Here is a 23780-nt window from a genome sequence, read left to right as displayed (position 1 = left end):
AGCTGCATTTATTGCACTACATTTAGTTAATGCAGGTAATAATGATAGTTCAAAGGAGTCTTTAGAAACAACTAACATAGTAAAGGGAATACTAAACATAATAAGATATTATTATTCAGTTGAATTTAATGAAGATGATTTAAATTATGATAGACTTTTAACTCATCTTAAGTTTTTTGCAAAGAGAATATTTACTGAAAATCAACATAGACAAAGTGATGGAATGCTTTTAGAGATAGCTGAAAAAAATTATCCAGAAGCATTTGATTGTGCATTAAAAGTTAAATATTACATAGAAAATAATTACAATTATGTGGTTGTTGATGATGAAGTAGTATATTTAACTATACATATTCACAGAGTTATTAGTGTTTTAAGGGATGAGCTTAAATGAGTATAAGAGAGGGTTTTAAAAATTCCTTTGGTGGATTACAGAAAATAGGAAAAGCACTTATGCTGCCAGTTGCATTATTGCCGGCAGCAGGGTTATTAGTAGGAATTGGACTAATTTTTAATAATCATGAAGTTATGGTAAATTCATATTGGATTAATACTTTTGCCAATATTTTATCAGCAGCAGGAAATATTATATTTGATAATTTACCACTTTTGTTTGCAACAGGTGTTGCTATTGGATTGTCTGATGGAGATGGGGTATCTGGATTATCAGCAGTAGTAGGATTTTTAGTTCTTAATATGACAATGTCAGTATGTATAGGACTAACTACAGGTTCAATTAGAGGTAATCCATATTTTGATATGGTTTTAGGAATTCCAACATTACAAATGGGAGTAATGGGAGGAATAATTATAGGTGTAGTAACCTCAATCGTATACAAGAGATTTTATAAAATTAGATTACCTGAATGTTTAGGATTTTTTTCGGGAAAAAGATTTGTACCTATCATGACTGCAATAGTATCTGTATTTTTAGGTTTAATTCTAGTAGGAATTTGGCCTAGAGTACAAACTTTATTGATGAGTATATCAAGAAGTTTAATAAATACAAATCTGAATTTATCTACGTTTATTTTTGGGACAGTAGAAAGAGCATTAGTTCCAGTTGGGTTACATCACATTTGGTATAACCCATTTTGGTATCAATTTGGAGAATATATAAATTCATCAGGCCAATTAATTATAGGAGATCAGGCAATATTTTTTGAGCAACTTAAAGATAATGTAGCTCTTACCGCAGGTACTTTTATGACAGGAAAATTTCCAATAATGATGTTTGGATTACCAGGTGCTGCTTTAGCAATGTATCATGAAGCTTTTGATGAAAATAAGAAAAGAGTATCAGCATTGCTATTATCAGCTGCTTTATCATCATTTTTAACAGGAATAACAGAGCCAATAGAATTTTCATTTTTATTCTTAGCACCAGTATTGTTTGCTATTCATTGTGTATTTGCAGGCTTCTCATTTATGATTATGAATCTATTAAATGTCAAGATTGGAATGACTTTTTCAGGAGGATTAATAGATTTCTTATTTTTAGGAGTATTACCTAATAAAACACCATGGTACTTAGTTATTCTAGTAGGAATAGGATTTTTTATTATATACTATTTCGGATTTAGGTTTATAATTAGAAAATTACATTTACAAACTCCAGGTAGAGAGCAAGATGATGATCTTGAAGCAATAAATGAATTTGAGATAGAAATTGATTTAAATGGGGAAGAATTAGCTAAAAATGTTTTAGATGCATTAGGTGGAAAAAACAATATAAAATATCTAGATGCTTGTATAACAAGATTAAGAATAACAGTTAAAAATTTAAGAAAAGTACAAAAACAAAAACTAAAAAAATTAGGTGTGGCAGGAATTATGGTAATTGGTAATAATATTCAGGCTATTTTTGGACCACAATCAGATCTTTTAAAGGATCAAATAAAAGACTTAATGGAAGGAAAAGAAGTAAAGCTACCGAAAGTCAAAAATAAAGAGCTTCAAATTATCAAAAAAGGAGAAGATACAGGGAAAAAAGTATTTATTCCTATTGGTGGAACTATAAAAGCATTAGAAAGCGTTCCAGATGATATTTTTTCTCTTAAGCTTATAGGAGATGGTTTTGCAATTGAACCCTCTGAAAATATAATAGCTTCACCAGTTGAAGGAGAAGTATTATTTATATCACCTAATAATCATGCTATAACAATAAAATCAAATGATGGATTAGAGATACTTATTCATATTGGAATAGATAGTATTAAGATGAAGGGCAAGGGGTTCAACTCATTAGTTAAGGTTGGAGATATAGTAAAAGTTAATGATGAGCTTATAGAATTTTCATTAGATTTATTAAAAAAAGAAGCTAAATCAACTATGATTCCAATAATATTTAAGAATTTATCAAGAAAAGAATTTATATATTTTATACCAGATAAAGCTGTTGAAAGGAGTATGAATAATATAGTTCACATACATAAAAAACAAGATAATTCTAATAATAATTTAGATAAAATTCAGGTTTCACAATAAATATGAAAAAAAATTCACACAAAATGTTGACAATGTTTACAGTACATTGTACAATGAAATCAACTTAAAACAATTTATAAATATTAGGATTGTTACTGAAGAAGGCGATACCTAAACAAAGAATAATTTTTAACGAAATTATTATTCTTTGTTTAGGTATTGCCTTTTTGGCTTGTATTAATTATGTCGCGACTTTTAATAATAACAATATATTTAAAGAGGAGAGAAATTTTATGGCATTAAAATTAGGGAAAAAATCACTTATGGCAGCAGCTTTAGCTACAGCATTAACTTTAAATTTAACAGCGGTAAATGTACTTGCTACAGATAAAAGATCAAAAGTTGTAGATTTTAGCAATGTATTAAACGTAACTGCAAACCCAACAGATTTATTATATGGATCATATTCAACAAATAAATACAACAACTTCTCAGATCAAGGTGCATGGCATGGATACTACTTACCATCAAAAGATGCTACTAACATCTATGGAGGATTTGCAGGACCTGTAATAATAGCTGAAGAATATCCAGTAAACTTAGGTGATACAATAAGTAAAATTACAGTAAGCAATGTAGAAAATGGACAAGCGTATGATTTAGCGCAAGCAGAAGTTTCATTTGATTATTATCCAGGAAAGTTAGTTCAAACTTATGATTTAGAAGATTTTAAATTAACTTTAGAATTAATATTTGCTTCTAATAGAACTGCATTAATAACAACTAAAATTGATAATAAAACTAATAAAGATTTAAACTTAAACCTAGAATGGACAGGAAATATATTTAACCAATTCAAAGAAAAAGAAGATGGAAAAGTATATGAATTAGGACAAAGTTTACAAGCTACTGAAAATGGAGTACAAGTTAACTTCTCTGAAATGAGAGAAACTTGGAGATACTTCTCAACAGAAGAAACTAAATTCGTAGTTAATTACGAAGGTGATGTTGAAACTATAGTTGAAGGAAACTCTTATACAACAAGACTTACAACTCCAGTAACTATTAAGTCAAATGAGTCATTCACAACAGATTCAACTCAAACATATACATTTACAACAGAAGAATTAAATAATGAGCAATCAAAGATTCAAGACATGCTTAGTAATTCAGATAAATACTTTGTAGAAAACAACACTCGTTGGCAAGGTTACTTAGATAAGACTTTTGCTAATGCAGAAGGAAAAGTTGACGAAAGCTACAAAAATGCAGCTGTAAAATCTATAGAAACTTTAACTACTAACTGGAGAAGTGCTGCAGGAGATATATTACATGATGGTGTAGTTCCTTCAATGTCATACAAATGGTTCATTGGAATGTGGGCTTGGGATTCATGGAAACAAGCAGTAGCTACAGCAGAATTCGATGGAGAATTAGCTAAAAACAACATAAGAGCATTATTTGATTACCAAATCACAGAAGAAGATGAATTAAGACCACAAGATGCTGGTGCAATAATAGATGCTATATTCTATAACAAAGATGCAGCTAGAGGAGATGATGGTGGAAACTGGAACGAAAGAAACTCTAAGCCAGCATTAGCAGCATGGGCAGTATGGAATGTATATGAAGCTACTAAAGATGAAGCTTTCTTACAAGAAATGTATCCAAAGCTAGTTGCTTACCATGATTGGTGGTACACAAACAGAGACCATGATAAGAACGGTATTGCTGAATACGGTGGAATGGTTCACGAATTAAATAATTCAAAAGAAGAAATTATATTAGCAGCAGCTTGGGAAAGTGGAATGGATAACGCTCCAAGATTTGACGTTGAAGGATATGGAGAAGGAGATACAGGTGTAGATGTATTTGAAAACAAAGCTGAAGACGGAACTCTTTTAGGATATTCTATAAACCAAGAATCAGTAGATTTAAATGCATATTTATATGCTGAAAAAGGATTCTTAAAATCAATGGCAGCTGCTTTAGGAAAAGATGAAGATGTTAAGAAGTACACAGAAGAAGCAGAACATGTAAGAGAATACGTAAGTGATAACATGTTTGATGAAGAAACAGGATTCTTCTATGACTTACAAATAAATGAAGATGGTTCAGAAAAGAAATTATTAGTTAACAGAGGTAAAGGACCAGAAGGTTGGATACCACTATGGGCTAAAATGGCTACTCCAGAAGAAGCAGAGCAAGTTGTAGAAAATATGTTAGATGGAAACAAATTCAATACAACTGTACCATTCGGAACAGCTTCTCAAGATAACCCAAGCTTCAGTGCAAGCAAATATTGGAGAGGTCCAGTTTGGTTAGACCAAGCTTTATATGGAGTTGAAGCTCTTCAAAACTATGGTTACTATGATGAAGCAGTAACAGCTGCTAAAAAGATGTTCAACAATGCTGAAGGATTAATGGGAGATGGACCAATAAGAGAAAACTATAATCCATTAACTGGAGAAGGGTTACACACTAAAAACTTCAGTTGGTCTGCATCAGCTTACTACTTAATGTACAAGAACACATTAGAAGGTGATGAAACAACTTCTCAAAAAGGATTTACTATTCCAACTGATGTTGAAGTTCCAGTAGAACCAGAAAAACCAGAAACTCCAGATGTTGATGTTAAACCAGAAACACCTGAAAACCCAGGAAAACCAGAAAACCCAGGAAAACCTGAAAATCCAGGAAAGCCTGAAAATCCAGGAAAACCTGAAAACAAACCACAAAAACCAAATGGATCACTTCCACAAACAGGTGCTGTAGTTGGTTCAGGAATATTAGCTGCAATTGGGGCAGCAACTGCAGGTGTAGGTTTCTACTTAAACAGAAAGAAAAAAAATAAATAATTAATTAGCCCTATATCCTATTAAATATATAAAACTTAAATACTTATGGAAAAATAACCTATACAGATAAACTCTCTTTTGAGAGTCTATCTTATAGGTTATTTTTTATTATCATATATTTTATTAGGAATTATAAATCAATATTTTAGAAACTTAATTCTATTTTATTAATAATAAAAATTTGTAATAATATATTTGAAGGATGAGAAAACGATTTCTCTTAAATGTTTAATTAAACAGACATTACAAATTTTGTTATAAAATATAGAGGTGATGATTTGAATACTACAATAAATAAAAAAATCAATAAAAATAATGATGTTTCTATAAAAACTTTATTTGCTTATAGCTCAGGAAGCTTAGGAAATAATATGGTATGTGCATTAATTAACTCTTATCTTTTAATTTTTCTAACTGATAGTTTTGGAATAGGTGCAGCAGCAATAGGTACACTATTTCTAGTAGCAAGAATTATAGATGGAATAACAGATCCAATAATGGGTATTATAGTTGATAATACTAATACAAAGGTTGGGAAAAGTAGACCATACTTATTTATTGTTCCTATATTTATGGGAATTGCAACAATAATGTGCTTTTCATCACCTGACTTAAGTTATAGTAATAAGATAATATGGATGTATGTAGCATATATCTTATGGGGAATATGTTTTACAGCTATGGATATACCATATTGGTCACTATCTGCAAATATTACAAAGTCTTCTCAAGGAAAAACTAAAATTGTTACAGCTGCAAGAACAGTAGCATATGTAGGTAACTTTATAGTATTATCACTTACTATACCACTTGTATCAATTCTTGGAAGTTGGACAAAGGTAGCTATAATTTATGTTTGTTTTGCTACTGTTTTTACTTGGATTACTGCTTTTGGAGTTAAAGAACTTACTAATGAGAGCAATAAAAAAGAAAAGCAAGGCATAAAGCAATTTATAAATTTATTAAAAACAAACAAGCCTTTAAGAATAGTACTATTATCAATGTTAGTGTTAGAGTTAAGTAATTCAATAAAAGGTACAATACTAATATATTATGTAAAGTATAATTTTAATGCAGAGATGATGATTCCAATAGTAAGCTCAATTGGTATGGCAGCAAGTATAGTAGGAGGAATAATCTCTCCATATATAGCAAGTAAATTAGGAAAGAAAAAAACTGCTCTATTAGGATTAGTATCTAGTGCATTAGGGTCACTTATGGTGTTCTTCCTATCATATTCTTCATTACCTTTCCTAATAGTTATAAACTTTATAAGTGGAATTTTTGATGGAGCAGGTTATATTACTTTAACATCAATGGTTGCTGATTGTGTTGAATATGGAGAATGGAAAACAGGAAAGAGATCAGAAGGAATGATATTCTCTCTAAATATATTTAAAAGTAAGATTGCCAACGCAATTGGTGGTTCTGTATGCGGATATATTTTAGCTTATATTGGTTATAGTGCTAATACAGCTCAATCTACATTTACACTAAACGGAATACACATCATTCAAACTATAATTCCATGTGTAATTATAATAATAAGCTTCTTACTATTAAGAAGATATAATTTATCTGAAGCAGAATATGATGCAATAGTTGATGATTTAAAAAATGGTGTTACAAGAGTAAGCCAATAGAAATTTAATAAAAGTATAAATGAAGTATATTAAATTAAACTTCATTTATACTTTTTATATTTTATTCCTTATTTACTTTATTATTTCTATAATTTAATGGAGATACAGAAAAATACTTTGAAAAAGTTTTTGAAAATAACAAAGAATCAGCATACCCTACTTTATTTGCAACTTCTCCTATGGGAAGCTTAGTATTTTTTAATAAAAGTGTTGCTTTATACATTCTAAGATTTATAAGATACTTTTGTGGAGAAATCTTAAGATTTTTTATAAACATTTTATATAAATAACTCCTACTTAAGTTCACATGTTCAGCAATTTCATGAACAGTTATACTATTCATATAATTAGAATTAATAAAATCGATAGCATCTTGAATATATGTGTGTAATTCCTTATCTTTGTACTCAAAGGGTTTAGGAAATTCCTTTATAAGTGTATACAATAATGAATAAAGTTCCTTTAATAATACTATGTCATCAGAATTGGATGGATTATAAGTTTTTGATATTTCACACATATTTACTATTATATTTGGTATTTTTGAATTTCCACTGCAATTAGCAACATAAGAATCAATAATAGAAGTCCTATTTAAATATTCACCAACCTTTGAGCCACTAAACCCAATCCAATAATACTCCCAAGGATCATCTATAGAAGCCATATATTCAACATCCATACCTTTTAATAATATAAATATATCCCCTTCTTTTAAATTATATACTTTATTATTAAACTTAAAAGTTCCGCACCCTTTAGTTACATAATGTATAACAGAATTTTTTAACACTTCATACTTGTATCCAAAACCTGGAATACCTTGTTCTATACCACATTCATCTAAATTCACTTCAAAATTTTCTTTTGTGTATTTTTTCCAAAGTATTTGCATATATATACCCTACCTTTATGTACAAATCGATTTTATAGGAAACATTATAACATATTTTAGAACTTTATAACTATTCTAAAAGATTAATTCGTATATTAATATTGTATTATAAGCAAAAAATGTATTAAAAAATAAATTATATGGAATTATGTTTCATACTTATAGAATTATGTTTCATACTACATAATGATTATAAATATATTAGGAGGGAAAAATGTTACTACTAAATGAATACCATGAAGATATTTCTAAACTACATGTAAATATGATGCAAAGAAGGAGTTATTATGTTCCTTTTATAGATGCTAACGAAGCTATTACTATTAAGGATAGAAATAAACAAAATAACTTCTTTTCACTTAATGGCCAATGGGAATTTAATTATTTTGATAGCTTACAATCAATTAAGGAATTTGATAATATTAATGAAATCACTCTTTCAGATACAATAGAGGTTCCTTCTGTTTGGCAACTAAACGGATATGATTATAATCAATATACTAATGTAAAGTATCCTATTCCTTATAATCCACCTTTTGTTCCTAAAAATAATCCATGTGGAATTTATAAAAAAGAATTTGACTTTGAAGTACTTCCAGAAAAATATGATTATAATATAAACTTTGAAGGTGTTGATTCATGTTTCTATTTATGGATAAATGGAGTATTTGTAGGATATAGTCAAATAGCTCATAGTATATCAGAGTTTGATATTACAAAATTCTTAGTAAATGGCAAAAATACAATTACAGTATTAGTTTTAAAATGGTGCGATGGAACTTATTTTGAGGATCAAGATAGATTTAGAATGTCAGGTATTTTTAGAGATGTATATATATTAAAAAGAGCAAAATCAAGAGTTGTAGATTATAAAATAACTCCTGCTGTTAATGTAGAAGATAAAGAAGGAAAACTAGATATTGAGATTCTTTCTACTATTGGTAACCCAACTATTAACTATAGTTTACTTGATCCTAATAATGATGTTATCTCATCTGGAAATATAGATAATGATAAAATACAAATAGATATTAATGATGTAGAACTTTGGAGTGCTGAATCACCTGCTCTATATACATTATTAATAAAAACAGAAAATGAAGTTATAAAAGAAAGAATAGGTATGAGAGATGTTAAAATAGAAAACTCTGTTTTAAAAATTAATAACGTACCTGTTAAATTAAAAGGTGTTAATCACCATGATTCTGATCCAGTTAAAGGATATGTAGTTAATTATGATGATTTAATTGTAGACTTAAAATTAATGAAGGAATGTAACATTAACTCTATAAGAACTTCACATTATCCTAAAGCTCCAATTTTTTATGAGCTATGTGATGAATATGGATTCTATGTTATGAGTGAAGCTGATATTGAAGCTCATGGTGTTGTTGAATTATACGGCTTAGGATATTTAGATAATTATAATATGATAGCTGATGATATAACTTATAAAGATGTTATCGTTGATAGAATTGATTCTTCTATAGTTCCTTTTAGAAATAGATCTTGTATCTTTATGTGGTCACTTGGAAATGAATCAGGATTTGGAATTAACTTTGAAATCGGAGCAAAATATTCTAAAGATCTAGATCCTTCACGTCCAGTACATTATGAAGGAGCATTTTACGCAAATAAAGAAAGAAATAATGACTTCAGCAATCTTGATGTTATTAGCCGTATGTATCCAAGTCTAGAGGAAATCAATGAGTATTTTGAAAAAGGACTAGATAAGCCATTCTTATTATGTGAATATGCACATGCAATGGGAAATGGTCCTGGTGGATTAATTGAATATGATGAATTACTTCAAAAGCATGATGAATTTGCAGGTGTATATGTTTGGGAATGGTGTGACCATGCTATTGTTATGGGTGAAGGTAAAAATGGCAAAAAGGCATATGGCTATGGAGGAGACTTTGGAGAACAAAATCATGATGGAAACTTCTGCGTTGATGGTTTAGTTTATCCGGATAGAAGACCTCATACTGGATTATTAGAATATAAGAATATTAATAGACCTATAAGAGCAGTAGAATTTGATCAAGCTAATAAAAAAGTTAAATTTAAAAATATGCTTGATTTTAAAAATGCTAGTGAATTATTCGATGTTACTTATAAAGTATGCGTAGATGGCGAACTTATCTCATTAAATAAATTAGAATTAGAAAGTTTAAGTGCAAGAGAAGAAAAATGGTATGATTTAGATATACCAAAATTACCTGTTGGAATTACTACTATCTTGTTTGAGTATAGTGCAAAATGTGATAATTCTCTTTGTGAAAAAGATACTGTATTAGGTCACGATCAATTTATTATAGAAACTGAAGCAAAAAATATAGAATCTGTAAATAAACTAATAGGAATTAATGATAATGAAGAAAAGTTTAATATAGAAGAAAAAAATAATACAATAAAAATCACAAATTCGAACTTTAATTTTGTATACAATAAAAATACAGCAACATTTGATTTTATTGAATCATTAGGAGAAGTATTTATAGATAGTCCAATGGAATTCTCTATTTGGAGATCACCTACAGATAACGATAGAAAAATTAAGAATCTTTGGATTGAGGCTGGCTTTAACCAAATTGAACCATATGTATATAGTACTGAAATTAAAGAGTCTTCAAACAAAGTAGACATAGTTAGTGTTTTAAGCTTACTTCCAATATATAGAGAAAAAGTACTTGATGTTACAGTAACATGGAGCATTTACTCATCTGGTTTAATTAAATGTGATATTAAATCTAATAAAAATATGATAACTCCTTATTTACCACGTTTTGGAGTAAAACTTAAATTAAATAAATCATATGAAGATGTAAGCTATTTTGGTTTTGGTCCATATGAAAATTATATAGATAAAAATTCATGTTGTTATTTAGGTAGATTTAATTCAACAGTTTCTGAAATGCATGAAGACTATATAAAACCTCAAGAAAACGGAAGCCATCATTTCTGTAGAGAAGTATCTGTTAAGAATGATTCTGGAAAGATATATGTTTTATCTGAAAATGATTTTGCATTTAATGTCTCACATTTTTCAGTTGAGCAATTAACTAATACAGCTCATAACTTTGAGTTAAATGAAGAAGATTCAACTTATTTAATCGTTGATTATAAGCAAAGTGGTATTGGTTCAAATAGTTGTGGTCCTGATTTACCTGAAGAATATAGACTTAATGAAGAAGATTTTTCATACAATTTTTATTTGAAATTTGAAAATTTTAATAAAGAAATAAATTAGTATAGTTAGTATATAGCTGTCTCATAAGTTATTTAAAATAATTTATGGAGACAGCTTTATTTTATTTTATTTAAAAGTTTATATAGTAATTTAAATGTATTTAGAAAAGTAATAAAATTAGTTTTAAATGTATAGTTCAAATGTATAGTTAGAATTAGAGTATATGTACATTTAAGAGATGATTTTAGTTTTTGAAGTATAATTATTACTTAAAAAGGGAAAAGTGTAATGAAAATGCTTAAAAAATTTTTATAAAACTACTTAAAATGTATAGACAATTAATATACAATGTATACATAAGGTAAGAAAACGAATACATTATTTAATAAATGTTTGGAGGTATATATTATGATTAAAATTATGTTAGCTTGCTCAGCAGGTATGTCAACAAGTTTATTAGTAACTAAAATGCAAGAGGCCGCAAAGGAAAAAGGCGTAGAATGTGAAATATGGGCTATTTCAGAAGTAAATTTACAAAATGAAATAACAAAGTGTGATGTTTTACTATTAGGGCCACAAGTTAGATATATTTTAAGTAAAGCAAAAGGTTTAGCAGATCCACATGGAATTCCAGTAGAAGTTATCAATATGATGGACTATGGAAGATGTAATGGTAAAGCTGTTTTAGAAAGAGCATTAGAATTAAAGAAATAGAATATAAAAAATGGTATTTAGGTATTGAGAATTAGAGAAAAAGCATATAAAAAATGTAAGGTAAAGGTAGGGGAAGAACATGGAAAAGTTTATGGCTTTTATGGATAAATATATTACTCCATATGCAGCAAAGATGGGAGCACAAAGACATCTTGTAGCAGTTAGAGATGCTTTCGTTGTAATGATACCGTTAACAATAATCGGATCTTTAGCAACACTTATAAATAATGCACCAATAAAAGCATTAAATAATTTTTTAGCAGAAAATACATTCGGACAACAAATAAAATCATTAAACGGAGATATATGGTTTGGAACATTAGCTATTATGGCATTACTTTTAGTAATAGGTGTTGCATATAATCTTGCAAAATCATATGAAGAAAATGGTCTTCAAGCATCAATGATAGCAACATCAATATTAGTTCTTTTAATTCCACAAGTTGCAAAGATTGCAGTAGATGGACAACCTGCAGTAGAAGGTTGGGGATTCATTGGAGTTGCATACTTAGGAACAGGAGCATTATTTACAGCAATTATAATAGGTATATTATCAACAGAAGTATTTATAAGATTAGGTAAAGTAAAACAATTAGTAGTTAAAATGCCTGATGGGGTACCACCAGCAGTATCAAGATCATTTGCTAAGTTAATACCAGGAATGTTAACAGTAGTTATATTCGCAGTTATAGGATTATTAATAAGATTAGCAGCAGGTGGACAATTCTTAACAGATTTAATAAACAAATACTTAGGAATTCCATTAAGTAATATAACAGATACATTACCATCAGCTATATTAATAGCATTCTTTATACATGGATTATGGTTTGTTGGTTTACATGGTGCAAACATTGCATTACCTTTTACAGGAACAATGTTAACTAACTTAGGAGCATAAAATGCAGAAATGATTCAAAGTGGAGCTCCATTAGAACAATTACATGTATTAGCAGGGCCATTCTTCGATGCTTTCATATTCATGGGAGGATCAGGAGTAATCATCGGTTTATTAGTTGCTATAGCAATAGCAGGTAAAAGAAGAAGAGATATGCTTGCTTTAGGATTAGCACCAGCAATATTCAATATTAGCGAACCAGTAATATTTGGATTACCAATAGTATTAAATCCTATATTCGGAATACCATTTGTAATTGCACCAATTGTTACAACAATAATTTCATATCTTTCAATTTCATTTGGACTAGTTCATCCAGTAATAATGGCAACTATGCCTTGGACTACACCTCCAATACTAGGTGGATTCATGGCAACAGGACATTGGTCAGGTGCAGCATTATGTGTAGTTAATATAGTAGTTTCAATATTAATATACTTACCATTCGTAGTTATGGCAGAAAAGATGGATGCTAAAAAAATGGACATGGACCAAGCAGCTTAAAAGGACTTAATTAAACATATAAAAATAGAGTTTAAGTTAAAGGAAAGGTAAGGCCGACAATTAAGTCGGCTTTGCTCCAAACTCAAAATGTATAGAAGTTTGTATTTTGTTTTTTATTCATTTATATAGTGAGTAAAAATCAGCATATAAAATGCTATCTTAAATGATACTTTAAAAATAAATACAAAGATAATCACAAGAGAATTAATACATATAGCTTAGTTAAAGCAAAATTTATAAATAAAAAGTTAGGATGGTGGATAGTATGAAAAACGGAATAAAAATAGTTACTATAGGTGGAGGATCAAGTTATACACCTGAATTAGTAGAGGGTTTTATAAAGAGACATAAGGAACTACCAGTAAGAGAATTGTGGTTAGTTGATATAGAAGAAGGTAAGCATAAGTTAGAAATAGTAGGTAATCTTGCAAAGAGAATGGTTAAAAAAGCAGGAATAGATATGGAAATACATCTAACTTTAAATAGAAGAGAAGCATTAAAGGATGCTGATTTTGTAACTACTCAATTAAGAGTTGGATTATTAGATGCAAGAATTAAAGATGAAAGAATTCCACTTTCACATGGAGTTATAGGTCAAGAAACTAATGGAGCAGGTGGATTATTTAAAGCACTTAGAACAGTTCCAGTGGTATTAGATATTATAAAAGACATTGAAGAGCTTTGTCCAAATGCATGGCTAGTAAACTTTACAAATCCAACAGGAGTAATTTCAGAAGCGGTATTTAAATATACAAACTTCAGAAGATATATCGGTTTATGTAATGTTCCAATAGGTGTTAAGAATGGAATGGCAGATATATTAAAAGTAGAAAAAGATAGACTTGAGATGGATTTTGCAGGTCTTAACCATATGGTTTATGCATTAAATGTAAGATTAGATGGAAAGGACATAACTAAAGAAGCAATAGAGAAGTTTGTTACTTCATCATTAACAATGCAAAATATAAAGGATATTCCACTAAATGCTGATTTTGTTAGAGCATTAGGAGTTATACCTTGTCCATATCACAAATATTACTATAAGCATAAAGAAATGCTTGAAGAAGAATTAGAAGGCTTTAAAGATGGAAAAACTAGAGGTGAAACAGTTAAGGCATTAGAAGATGACTTATTTGAATTATATAAAGATGAAAACTTAGCAGTTAAACCACCACAATTAGAAAAAAGAGGTGGAGCATATTATAGTGATGCAGCTTGTAACTTAATTAACTCAATTTACAATGATAAAAAAGATGTTCAAGTTGTAAATACATTAAATAATGGAGCAATAAGAGACTTTAGAGAAGATTCAGCAGCAGAAATGAGCTGTGTGATAACTAAAGATGGTCCTAAGCCTTTAGCAGTAGGATATTTACCAGTTGCAGTTAGTGGATTAGTTACTGAAATAAAGGCATTTGAAATATTAGCAGCTAAGGCAGCAGTTGAAGGAGATTATAATGCAGCATTACAAGCATTATGTATAAATCCATTAATACCATCAGATGATTTAGCTAAAACTATATTAGATGAAATGCTTGAAGCTCATAAAGAATATTTACCACAATTTTAGAATTATAAGAGAAAAAGGAGATATTCCTCTTTCTCTAGGGAAACCGAGGTGTTAGTATGACAAAGATAATAGTAAATGCAGATGATTTTGGACTAAGTGAAGCTGTTAATTATGGAATTATATCAGCTTATAAAAATGGAATAGTAAGGTCAACGACTATAATGCCTGGTATGCCTGCCTTTGAGCATGCTATTGGTTTATTAAAAGAAAATAAGGGATTAGGATGCGGAGTTCATATGACATTAAGCGTAAATAAACCTATTTTAAACTGTCATAAAACAATAGTAGATGAAAATGGAAATTTCTATAAAAGAATAACTAATGAAATTATAGAAGAAAAGTTTGATTTAGATGAAGTATATGAAGAATTTTCTGCTCAAATTGATAAAGTAATTAATAGTGGAGTTAAGGTTGATCATTTAGATTCTCATCATCATGTCCATACATTAAAAGCTTTAAAGTCTGTCATAGAAAGAATATTAGAAAAATATAAACTACCTATAAGAGGTGGATTTGAATACGAACTTAATTATGATAAAGTTATTCCAATGACAGAAGGCTTCTATAGTGATAATGTAACAGATGATTATTTTGAAAACTTTATAAATGAAATTAAGGGACATGAAATAATAGATATTATGTGTCATCCGGCATTTATAGATGAAAACTTAGTTAACTCAACATCCTATGTAATGCAAAAGATAAAAGAGTATAGTATTTTAACATCTAAAAAAGTACAAGAATTTTTAACAAGAAATAATATAGAACTTATTAATTATAGTAAATTATAGGAGAATATGAATATGAACGAAGAATTAATGGAAATATCATTTGGACTAATAGCAAATGCAGGAGAAGCAAAGGGGTTAGCTTTTGATGCTTTAAGTAAAGCAAAAGAAGGAAACTTTGAAGAAGCTAGAGAATTAATAAACAAATCAAGAGAAGAGATGCATAAAGCTCATGCATTCCAAACTCAACTTATAACTAAAGAAGCTTTAGGAGAAAAATTAGAAATAGGTGTATTATTAATACATTCTCAAGACCATTTAATGAATGCTATGAATTTTCAACAATTAGCTGAAGAGTTTATAGATGTATATGAAAGATTATCAAAGTTAGAAAATAAATAATTAAGAAGATAAACCATTTAACATTTTAAATATATAAATTAGAAAGTAACGATGTAGTTATAAGGGAAGGTTTCTTATTAGCTATGTCGTTATTTTTATGTGCGTTTCAAAGCAACCTTAAAAGAAAGATTTATTATATATTTAATAAAGTTTAATAATTAAATTACATTATATTATAAGTAATTAAGTTTAGCATTATGGTACAATAAATAAAGAGAATATTTGAATTTGTATTTAATATAGTGCAAAGAGGAGTTTAGCAAATGAGTGAGCCAATATATATAAAAATAGAAAAATATTTAAAGGATTTAATTGATTCTGGAGAAATAAAGCAAGGAGAATTACTTCCTTCTGAAAATAAGTTATGTGAAAAGTTTAATGTTACAAGAATGACAGTAAGATCAGCCTTTAACAATTTAGTTAAAGAAGGATATATATCAAGAAAAAGGGGTATAGGAAGTATAGTTTTAGTTAATAGAATTTCTGATAATATAGGTACTGTAGAAAGCTATACAAAGGAAATGGTTAATAAGGGATATAGCATTATAACTAAATTAATAAGTTTAACTATAGTTGAAGCGGATAATATAATAAAGGATAAGTTAAATTTAGATTTAGGTGAAAATGTTTGGGAAGTTAAAAGAGTTAGATATGCAGATGGATGTCCGGTATCATATATGATAACTTATATGCCAGTAAAAATGTTTCCTAACTTAAAAAGATCAGATTGTAATTCACTATATAATTACTTAGATCAATGTGGATATAAGATATCAACAGCTCAACGTGTAGTTGAAGCATTAATATCAACGGAAGAGTTAATGGAATTATTAGAATTAGATTGTGAATCACCAATATTACATATAGAACAAGTGGGAATATTAGAAGATGGGGAAGCATTCGAGTATTCTCATACATACCATTATGGATATAAATTAACTCTAAATGCAGCAGTAGATAAATTTTAGGATTAGCTGAAGTCGACAATTTAGTTTATATTTATACAAAATATCCTTTACAATATGTATAAAAAATTGTATATTATAAGGGACAAGTAGATATGAAGTAGATAGAGGTTGCGATATTTAAGAGTATGTTTACGGAGGTAAGCACAAGGATGTAAACAGAAAGGAAATTTCGCCGAAACCTATAGTTAATGCTTTGAAACTATAGCGTTGGGGTTATGTAGAATATATATAACACTGTCACAAATTCATTTGTGAAGAGCTATCACTTAACGGTTATATTATTTATAATAAGTACTTTAAATTAAGTTGTTTAGTATTTAGTGATTATATAGTCTTGAGTGAAGAAGCTCAAGGCTTTTTTTATTATAAATATCAGATGAAACGTGAAGAACTATCACTTATTAGTTAAAAACTTTTAAAAGATTATCTCCTTCAACCTATCATGTCAAGATATAAAACTTTAGGGGGATTTTAAACTAATGCAGAATGTAGCAAATAACGAAAGAAAAGGGTTTTTTAAGAAATTTAGTGGAGGAATAAAGATTCCACATACTTTAGTTATTATTTTTTCAATAATAATTTTAGTAGCTATAGCAACTTACATAGTTCCAGGGGGAGCTTATGAAAGAGTAGTAACGGAAGTTAATGGGCAAAGTAGAACTGTAGTTTTAAATGGGTCATTTACATATGTTCAGAATGAAGCACAAGGATTATTTTCAGTAATGCAGGCACCTGTAAAAGGACTTGAACAGTCAGCTGAAATTATAGCTTTCTTATTCATAGTTGGTGGTGCATTTAATTTAATAACAAGAACAAAGGCAATAGATTCAGCTATTGCTAAGGTTGTTAATGTTTTTAAAGGAAATGAGATATTAATAATTCCTATTATATTCACATTATTCTCTCTTGGTGGAGCAACTTTTGGTATGACAGAAGAGGCAATACCATTTATAACAATATTAGTACCATTAATGCTTGCCTTAGGGTTTGATAGTATATTAGCAGTTGGAATAAGTTATTTAGGATGTATCGTAGGGTTTGCAACAGCTATGCTTAACCCATTTACAGTTGGAATAGCACAATCAATAGCTGAAATTCCTTTATTCTCAGGAGTAACATATCGTACTATTGCATGGGTTATAACAACAGTTGTAGGAATTATATTCTTAATGATTTATGCAAGAAAAGTTAAGAAAAATCCTGAATTTAGTCCAATGTATAAAATAGATCAAGAAAAACGTGAAAAATTAAGTGATATTCAAAGTGAAGAAGTTAAATTCACATTTGCACATAAAATTATTATTGCTTCAATTGGTGTTTGTTTAGCAGTTATCATATGGGGAGTATTAAAGCAAGGTTTCTGGATTCCAGAAATAGCAGCAGTATTCTTAATAACAGGAGTATTTGCAGGAATAGTTGGTGGATTAAAGGCTGATGAAATGGCAGAATCTTTTATAGCTGGAGCTAAAGATATGATTGGAGCTGCAATGATAATTGGATTTGCAAGAGCTATAGTAATAATAGCTGAAAATGCTCAAATTATAGATACAATATTATTTGGTTTATCATCATTTATAGGTAAATTACCATCAATGTTAGCTGCATGTGTGATGTTACCAGTTCAAATGTTTATAAACTTCTTTGTTATTTCAGGTTCAGGACAAGCGGCATTAACTATGCCAATATTAGCACCACTTGGTGATTTACTTGAAATATCAAGACAAACAACAGTATTAATATTCCAATTAGGAGATGGTTTCTCAAATGCTATTTTCCCAACATCAGGAGTATTAATGGCATGCTTAGGAATGGCTGGAATACCTTATTCAAAATGGTTTAAGTGGATAATGCCATTACAAATTATCTTATTTGCATTAGGTATAATATTTATAACTTGTGCTATGATGATGGGATGGGCATAGGATTAGCTAGTAGTTTTAAATTAGAACCATAAGTAAATATTAAGAATTAATATAACATAGATTAAAATTTATTAATTTATAGTTATATAAGAGAATATATAGTTAGAAATATGCTCGATATCTGTTATATAAAATTGTTGGTAGCTTTTTATTACAGATGGAGGGCATATTTCTTTAATAAGATAATATAGGAGGAAAGAATAAATGAAAGAAATATTATATAATGAAGGTCAATTAATTAAAGAAAGATTAGCTGAAATAAGTGATTACATATATAGAAATCCAGAGTTAGGGAATGAAGAATATAAGGCTGTTGAAGCATTAACTACTTTCTTAAAGGAACATGGCTTTGAAATCGAGTGTCCTTATTCTGGAATGAATACAGCTTTTAAAGCAACATTTGATAGTGGAAAAGAAGGAATGACAGTAGGATACTTATGTGAATATGATGCTCTTCCTAAAATAGGACATGGATGCGGACACAACATGATTGGTGTTATGTCTGCTGGTGCAGGAGTTGTTTTAAGTAAAGTTTTATCTGAAATTGGTGGAAAAATTATAGTTTATGGAACTCCAGCAGAAGAAACTAATGGAGGAAAGGTTATATTAACGGAAGCAGGAGCATTTGATGAGTTAGATGCTGCTATGATAGTTCATCCAGATGGAGAAACTAGAGCAAGTGGATCAAGTAGTGCCTTATATCCAATAAGATTTATATATAAGGGAAAAACTGCTCATGCTGCATCATGCCCAGAGAAAGGAATAAATGCTTTAAATAGTGTTATTCAATTATTTAATGGAATAGATGCACTTCGTCAACATGTAACACCAGATGTAAGAATGCATGGAATAATAACTAAAGGTGGAGTTGCAGCAAATATAGTTCCAGATGAGGCAATTGCAGACTTCTATTTTAGAGCCTCTACTAAGGAAAGAGTAACTGAAGTTGTGGAAAAAGTTAAAAGAATTGCAGAAGGTGCAGCTTTAATGACTGGAGCAACTCTTGAAATGGAAAGATATGAATTACCTTATGATGATTTAAAAACTAATGAAACATTATCAGAAATATTTAATAGTAACTTAAGAGAATTAGGAATTACAGATATAAAGGAAGCTAAAGTAACTGGGGGTTCAAGTGATATAGGAAATGTTAGTCATGTTGCACCAACAATTCATCCTTATATTGGAGTAACAGATTGCCCAATGGTAGGTCACAGTGTTGAAATGGCAAATTCAACAATAACAAGTAAAGCACATGATAGATTATTAATAGCTGCATTAGCTATGGCTTATACAGGTCATGATATAATAGTTAGAAATGAAAGTTTAAGATAAAAAAATTCTACCTGCGGGGTCAATTCAATATATGGATTAATCCTGCAGGTAGATTTTATTATTTTATAAGAAATTTTATTCCACGAGTTGAAATTAAACATTCCTCGCCATTAAGCATATAAGCTATTCTATCTTTTTTATTAATTTCTCTGATTTTATCTTTATTTACTATAAAAGAATTATGGCATCTGCAAAATCTATCATCTAATATTGCTTCTAATTCTTTCATTTTTTTATAGAATTCTATTTTTTTATCCATACAATGAACTACGACCTTATGAATAGTTGATGATGTTTCAAAAAATAAAATTTTGTCATAATCAATGTTTAGTATTTTATCATTAGCTTTTATAGTAAGTACCTTGTGAAGTTTAGTCACTTTTGATATTTTATCATGAGCACTTTTTATACAATCTTTTATTCTTATTGGTATACTTTTAAAATCAGTTTTCAATATATAATCCATGGCTTCAACTTTATGAAAGAATATTTTACTACTTTTGCTTGGATCAGCAGTTATGAATATTATAAAACATCTAGGGTCATAATAACGTATTTTTTCAGCAAGCTTTATTCCATCAATATCTGAATTTAAATGTACATCTAAAAAGTATATTCCAGTATAATTTGTATCTTTTATATTATCTAATAACTTATAAGGATTAGAAGTTACTAATGAAAGCTCCATATCATAATTTTCAATACAAATAGTATTAGATATTATTTCTTTTAAATAAAGTTGTTGATAATACTCATCTTCACAAATATAAACTTTAAGCATAATAATCTCCTTTTAATAAAATAGAAAACGTTACCAGAATATTTTACCATGATTTAAAAACTTTATTCAATGAAAATATGTAAAAAAGAGTATTATTTATTATTTTTTGTAAAAACCTACAAAATAATAATATCAGATAAGAATAATATAATGAATTTTATTAGAAATAAAAGAATTTTATAAGATTTAAATAAAAAATGATAAATTTTAAGTAAAAAGTGAATCTATTAACAGTATAAATCGCAAAAATTAGAAAAAACAAATAAATTATTATATAAACGAAATTTTATGTAAAAAAATGGTTATTATATAAGTGTGATATCGGTATCAAAAAACAAAATTAAGTTCGGGGGGACAACATAATGAAAATAAAAAATATTAAAAAGTCAATAACAGCATTAGTTTTAGGGGGAGTAATTTTATCAAATTCAGCAGTAGCAATGGCTGCTAAAAAGAACCTTAGTGGAGGAATACTATACTATGGAGTAACAATTTCGGAGTGTTATTCAAATTATTTTCATGCAGGTAAGGAACATAGATCAACTGCTATAAATGGTAAAGGAGATTCGTGTGTAAGTAAATGGATGCCTGTTGATAAAACATCTTATGCAAGTATAAATAGAACTCTTACTGGTAATGAGTCTTTTGGTAAAACTAGATAAAATAAATTATCTAAAATGTTAGAAATATTAAATTCCTACTTAAAATTTTATAAGTAGGAATTTAATAAATTTTAATATAAGGTTGAGGGGGAATATTATGTGAAGAAGTTTAAAGATATATGTAATATTTTTATTATAAGTATATTAATTTTAATAAATATTACTGGATGCTCTAATAAAGAAAAAGAAAGTATTCAAGACACCTTAGTTTCGGAAGAAAAAATTGAGATTTCAGAGGAAATAAATAAAATATTTAAAATCATCAAGGTAAATGATGAGAGTTTATTAATATTAGGAAGTAATAATAATGATGACTTAGTATATTTTAAAGTCAACAAAGATTTTGAAGAATGGGAAAAAAAAGAGGTGAATTTTATAAAATCACAAATAAAAGATACTACTCAAATTATATCAGCTGATTTGAATTCAAATGGGAAAGTAGTTATTCATTATTTAGATGAGAATAATAAGAGTGAAAAAATATTATTAGCTGATATTAATGATTATGAAGTATCTAACTTAAGTTTAGAAAATAAAGCTAAAGAAATATATATAAATAATAAGGATTTAGTAATACAGTTTGAAGCTGAAGAAAAATTACTACATTATAATTTAGAACAAGGCAATTTAATTAGGGAATATAAGGATGTTATTATGCCCCAAATACAATTATCTAATAATAGGTTAATTATTGATGATAGTGATAAGGAGTTAATAGCTATTTACGATATAGAAACAGGTGAAGCTATAAAATCTGTTGAGAAATTAAGTGATTATAATAATTGTATTATTTTTACTAATAATAATTCTGATGATATTTACTTCAAAAGTGATGAAGGAATATATAAGTATGAACATGATAACAATGAAGTAGAATTACTTTTTAATATAGATAATACTCAATTAAATAATACAGATATAAAATTAAACAAGTTTTTAGTGTTAGATGACAGTAATATATTAGCCTACGGAGTAAATAGTGAAGATGAAGATAAACTATATAAATATACATTTGGAGAGTCAAAGCTACGAATTAATGTGGAAAATAATAAAGAAGAATTTATTGTTTATTCATTATATGAAAATGAAACTATAAGAAATTACCTGTTAAATTTTAAATATAGTTATCCAGAAATAGACTTTAAATATACATATGGTATATCAGAAAATAATGAAATAAATGAAAATGATGCTATATTAGCCTTAAATACAGAACTTTTAAGCGGTAAAGGTCCAGATATTTTATTTTTAGATCACTTAAATACAGATATCTATATTGAGAAAAAAATACTAGAAAACCTAAATGATATAGTGGAGAAAAATGAAGAAAGTTTATTTGATAATATAATTAATGAGTATGAGAAGGATGGTAATATATACTCTATTCCTACAGCTTTTAGTATTCCAATAATTATAGGACAAGATGTATCTGATATAAAAGATTTAAATTCTTTAATTTTAAAATGTGAAGAAAACATAAATAATGAAGAGATAATCTTAAATATATCGTCAGCAGAAGAAATTATTGATACCTTTTATGATAGTATATCTACTAATATATTAAAAGACGATAAAAGTTTAAATATTGAAGCTATAAAAGATTCATTAAATAAGCTTAAAGAAATTTATGATTTAACAGCTAGCAATTTATCAGATTATGAAGAAGAGATTATTCAAGATAACAGGCAGTATATAGATAATTTTCTTGCGTTATATTTAGTTCATAAAAATGCCAATATAAATATTTGTAATATAAATAGCTATAAGGATATTTTGTTTTTAAGTGGAGTCCAGAAGCAATATAATTGTGAATATTCATTATGGAATAGTAATAATGAGAATTGTTTTAAACCAAAAGATATTATTTCAGTAAATTCAAATTCTAAAAATAAAGATATATCTAAAGAATTTATTAATTCAATATTGAAAGGAAGCTTTTATAATACAGAGCTTAGCAATTTATCAGTTAATAAAGAAGTTTTTAAAAGCGTTTTATATGAAATTAAAGATTATGACTCTGGAGTTGTCATTATGGATGAAAATGGTGAAGGTGATTTATTAGAAGCTATAAAATTAACAGAGAATGATATTGAGAATATAACAAATTATACTTCTTCATTAAATAAGGTTATTAATAGCAATAGTATTATTTTAGATAAAGTTAAGAATGAATTTATAAGCTATATTGAAGGGGATATAAATATAGAAGAGGCGATAAATAAAATAAATGATAATTTGGAAATTTATTTATCAGAATAGGGAAAAGGAAAGTGAGAATTT

General features: G+C 28.1%; 16 protein-coding genes, 1 pseudogene and 1 riboswitch. Of the genes and pseudogenes, 15 read left to right on the top strand and 2 right to left on the bottom strand.

Annotation, left to right across the window (positions count from 1 at the left end; genetic code table 11):
* Positions 1 to 10 precede the first annotated feature (10 nt).
* From HCG76_RS19355 to HCG76_RS04605, 4 genes are all read left to right on the top strand, one after another.
* A complete protein-coding gene (locus HCG76_RS19355) occupies positions 11 to 394 on the top strand; it encodes a PRD domain-containing protein (protein WP_311776382.1) in 384 nt (127 codons plus the stop codon).
* Entirely contained in the window at positions 391 to 2487 is a 2097-nt protein-coding gene (gene ptsG / locus HCG76_RS04615) for a glucose-specific PTS transporter subunit IIBC (protein WP_221698759.1), read from the top strand. The genes HCG76_RS19355 and ptsG overlap by 4 nt, the downstream gene beginning before the upstream one ends.
* Before the next feature lie 233 nt (positions 2488 to 2720).
* A complete protein-coding gene (locus HCG76_RS04610; RefSeq protein ID WP_221698760.1) occupies positions 2721 to 5285 on the top strand; it encodes an MGH1-like glycoside hydrolase domain-containing protein in 2565 nt (854 codons plus the stop codon).
* Between the two features lie 278 nt (positions 5286 to 5563).
* A complete protein-coding gene (locus tag HCG76_RS04605) occupies positions 5564 to 6928 on the top strand; it encodes an MFS transporter (protein ID WP_221698761.1) in 1365 nt (454 codons plus the stop codon).
* Positions 6929 to 6989: 61 nt separating this feature from the next.
* On the opposite strand, the gene HCG76_RS04600 is transcribed toward HCG76_RS04605, so the two are convergent.
* Positions 6990 to 7823, bottom strand: coding sequence for an AraC family transcriptional regulator (locus HCG76_RS04600; RefSeq protein WP_221698762.1), 834 nt, complete (start codon positions 7821 to 7823; stop codon positions 6990 to 6992).
* A 214-nt stretch (positions 7824 to 8037) separates the two neighbouring features.
* Between HCG76_RS04600 and HCG76_RS04595 the strand changes: the two genes are divergently transcribed.
* The 9 genes and pseudogenes from HCG76_RS04595 to HCG76_RS04555 all read left to right on the top strand — a co-directional run bounded on the left by HCG76_RS04595 (position 8038) and on the right by HCG76_RS04555 (position 20057).
* On the top strand, positions 8038 to 11076 hold the full coding sequence (locus HCG76_RS04595) for a glycoside hydrolase family 2 TIM barrel-domain containing protein (RefSeq protein ID WP_221698763.1): 3039 nt from the start codon (positions 8038 to 8040) through the stop codon (positions 11074 to 11076).
* Positions 11077 to 11424: 348 nt separating this feature from the next.
* Positions 11425 to 11730 (top strand): PTS sugar transporter subunit IIB, encoded by a 306-nt coding sequence (locus HCG76_RS04590; RefSeq protein WP_207745941.1) that lies wholly within the window; start codon positions 11425 to 11427, stop codon positions 11728 to 11730.
* Positions 11731 to 11809: 79 nt separating this feature from the next.
* Positions 11810 to 13132 (top strand): annotated as a pseudogene (locus tag HCG76_RS04585) (PTS sugar transporter subunit IIC).
* 265 nt (positions 13133 to 13397) lie between these two features.
* Positions 13398 to 14702, top strand: a complete 1305-nt coding sequence (locus HCG76_RS04580; RefSeq protein ID WP_221698764.1) for a 6-phospho-beta-glucosidase — start codon at positions 13398 to 13400, stop codon at positions 14700 to 14702.
* Positions 14703 to 14758: 56 nt separating this feature from the next.
* Positions 14759 to 15493 carry a chitin disaccharide deacetylase gene (gene chbG, locus HCG76_RS04575; protein WP_221698765.1) on the top strand — a complete coding sequence of 245 codons (735 nt, stop codon included), beginning with the start codon at positions 14759 to 14761 and terminating at the stop codon, positions 15491 to 15493.
* A 12-nt stretch (positions 15494 to 15505) separates the two neighbouring features.
* On the top strand, positions 15506 to 15832 hold the full coding sequence (locus HCG76_RS04570) for a PTS lactose/cellobiose transporter subunit IIA (protein WP_221698766.1): 327 nt from the start codon (positions 15506 to 15508) through the stop codon (positions 15830 to 15832).
* Positions 15833 to 16095: 263 nt separating this feature from the next.
* Entirely contained in the window at positions 16096 to 16800 is a 705-nt protein-coding gene (locus HCG76_RS04565; RefSeq protein ID WP_221698767.1) for a GntR family transcriptional regulator, read from the top strand.
* Positions 16801 to 16894: 94 nt separating this feature from the next.
* Positions 16895 to 17070: riboswitch (Lysine riboswitch) on the top strand.
* A gap of 209 nt (positions 17071 to 17279) precedes the next feature.
* On the top strand, positions 17280 to 18722 hold the full coding sequence (locus HCG76_RS04560) for a YfcC family protein (protein WP_221719000.1): 1443 nt from the start codon (positions 17280 to 17282) through the stop codon (positions 18720 to 18722).
* Positions 18723 to 18926: 204 nt separating this feature from the next.
* Complete coding sequence (locus HCG76_RS04555; RefSeq protein WP_221698769.1) at positions 18927 to 20057, top strand: M20 family metallopeptidase; 1131 nt, start codon at positions 18927 to 18929, stop codon at positions 20055 to 20057.
* A gap of 58 nt (positions 20058 to 20115) precedes the next feature.
* Here HCG76_RS04555 and HCG76_RS04550 read toward each other — a convergent pair whose 3' ends face one another.
* Complete coding sequence (locus tag HCG76_RS04550) at positions 20116 to 20838, bottom strand: LytR/AlgR family response regulator transcription factor (protein ID WP_221698770.1); 723 nt, start codon at positions 20836 to 20838, stop codon at positions 20116 to 20118.
* Between the two features lie 362 nt (positions 20839 to 21200).
* Here HCG76_RS04550 and HCG76_RS04545 point away from each other — a divergent pair, with 362 nt between their 5' ends.
* A complete protein-coding gene (locus tag HCG76_RS04545; RefSeq protein ID WP_221698771.1) occupies positions 21201 to 21500 on the top strand; it encodes a lactococcin 972 family bacteriocin in 300 nt (99 codons plus the stop codon).
* A gap of 99 nt (positions 21501 to 21599) precedes the next feature.
* A complete protein-coding gene (locus HCG76_RS04540) occupies positions 21600 to 23759 on the top strand; it encodes an extracellular solute-binding protein (protein WP_221698772.1) in 2160 nt (719 codons plus the stop codon).
* Positions 23760 to 23780 lie beyond the last annotated feature (21 nt).

Source organism: Clostridium sp. K13 (assembly GCF_019734195.1).
Classification (GTDB): domain Bacteria; phylum Bacillota; class Clostridia; order Clostridiales; family Clostridiaceae; genus Clostridium.
This window is presented reverse-complemented; position numbering and strand designations above follow the sequence as displayed.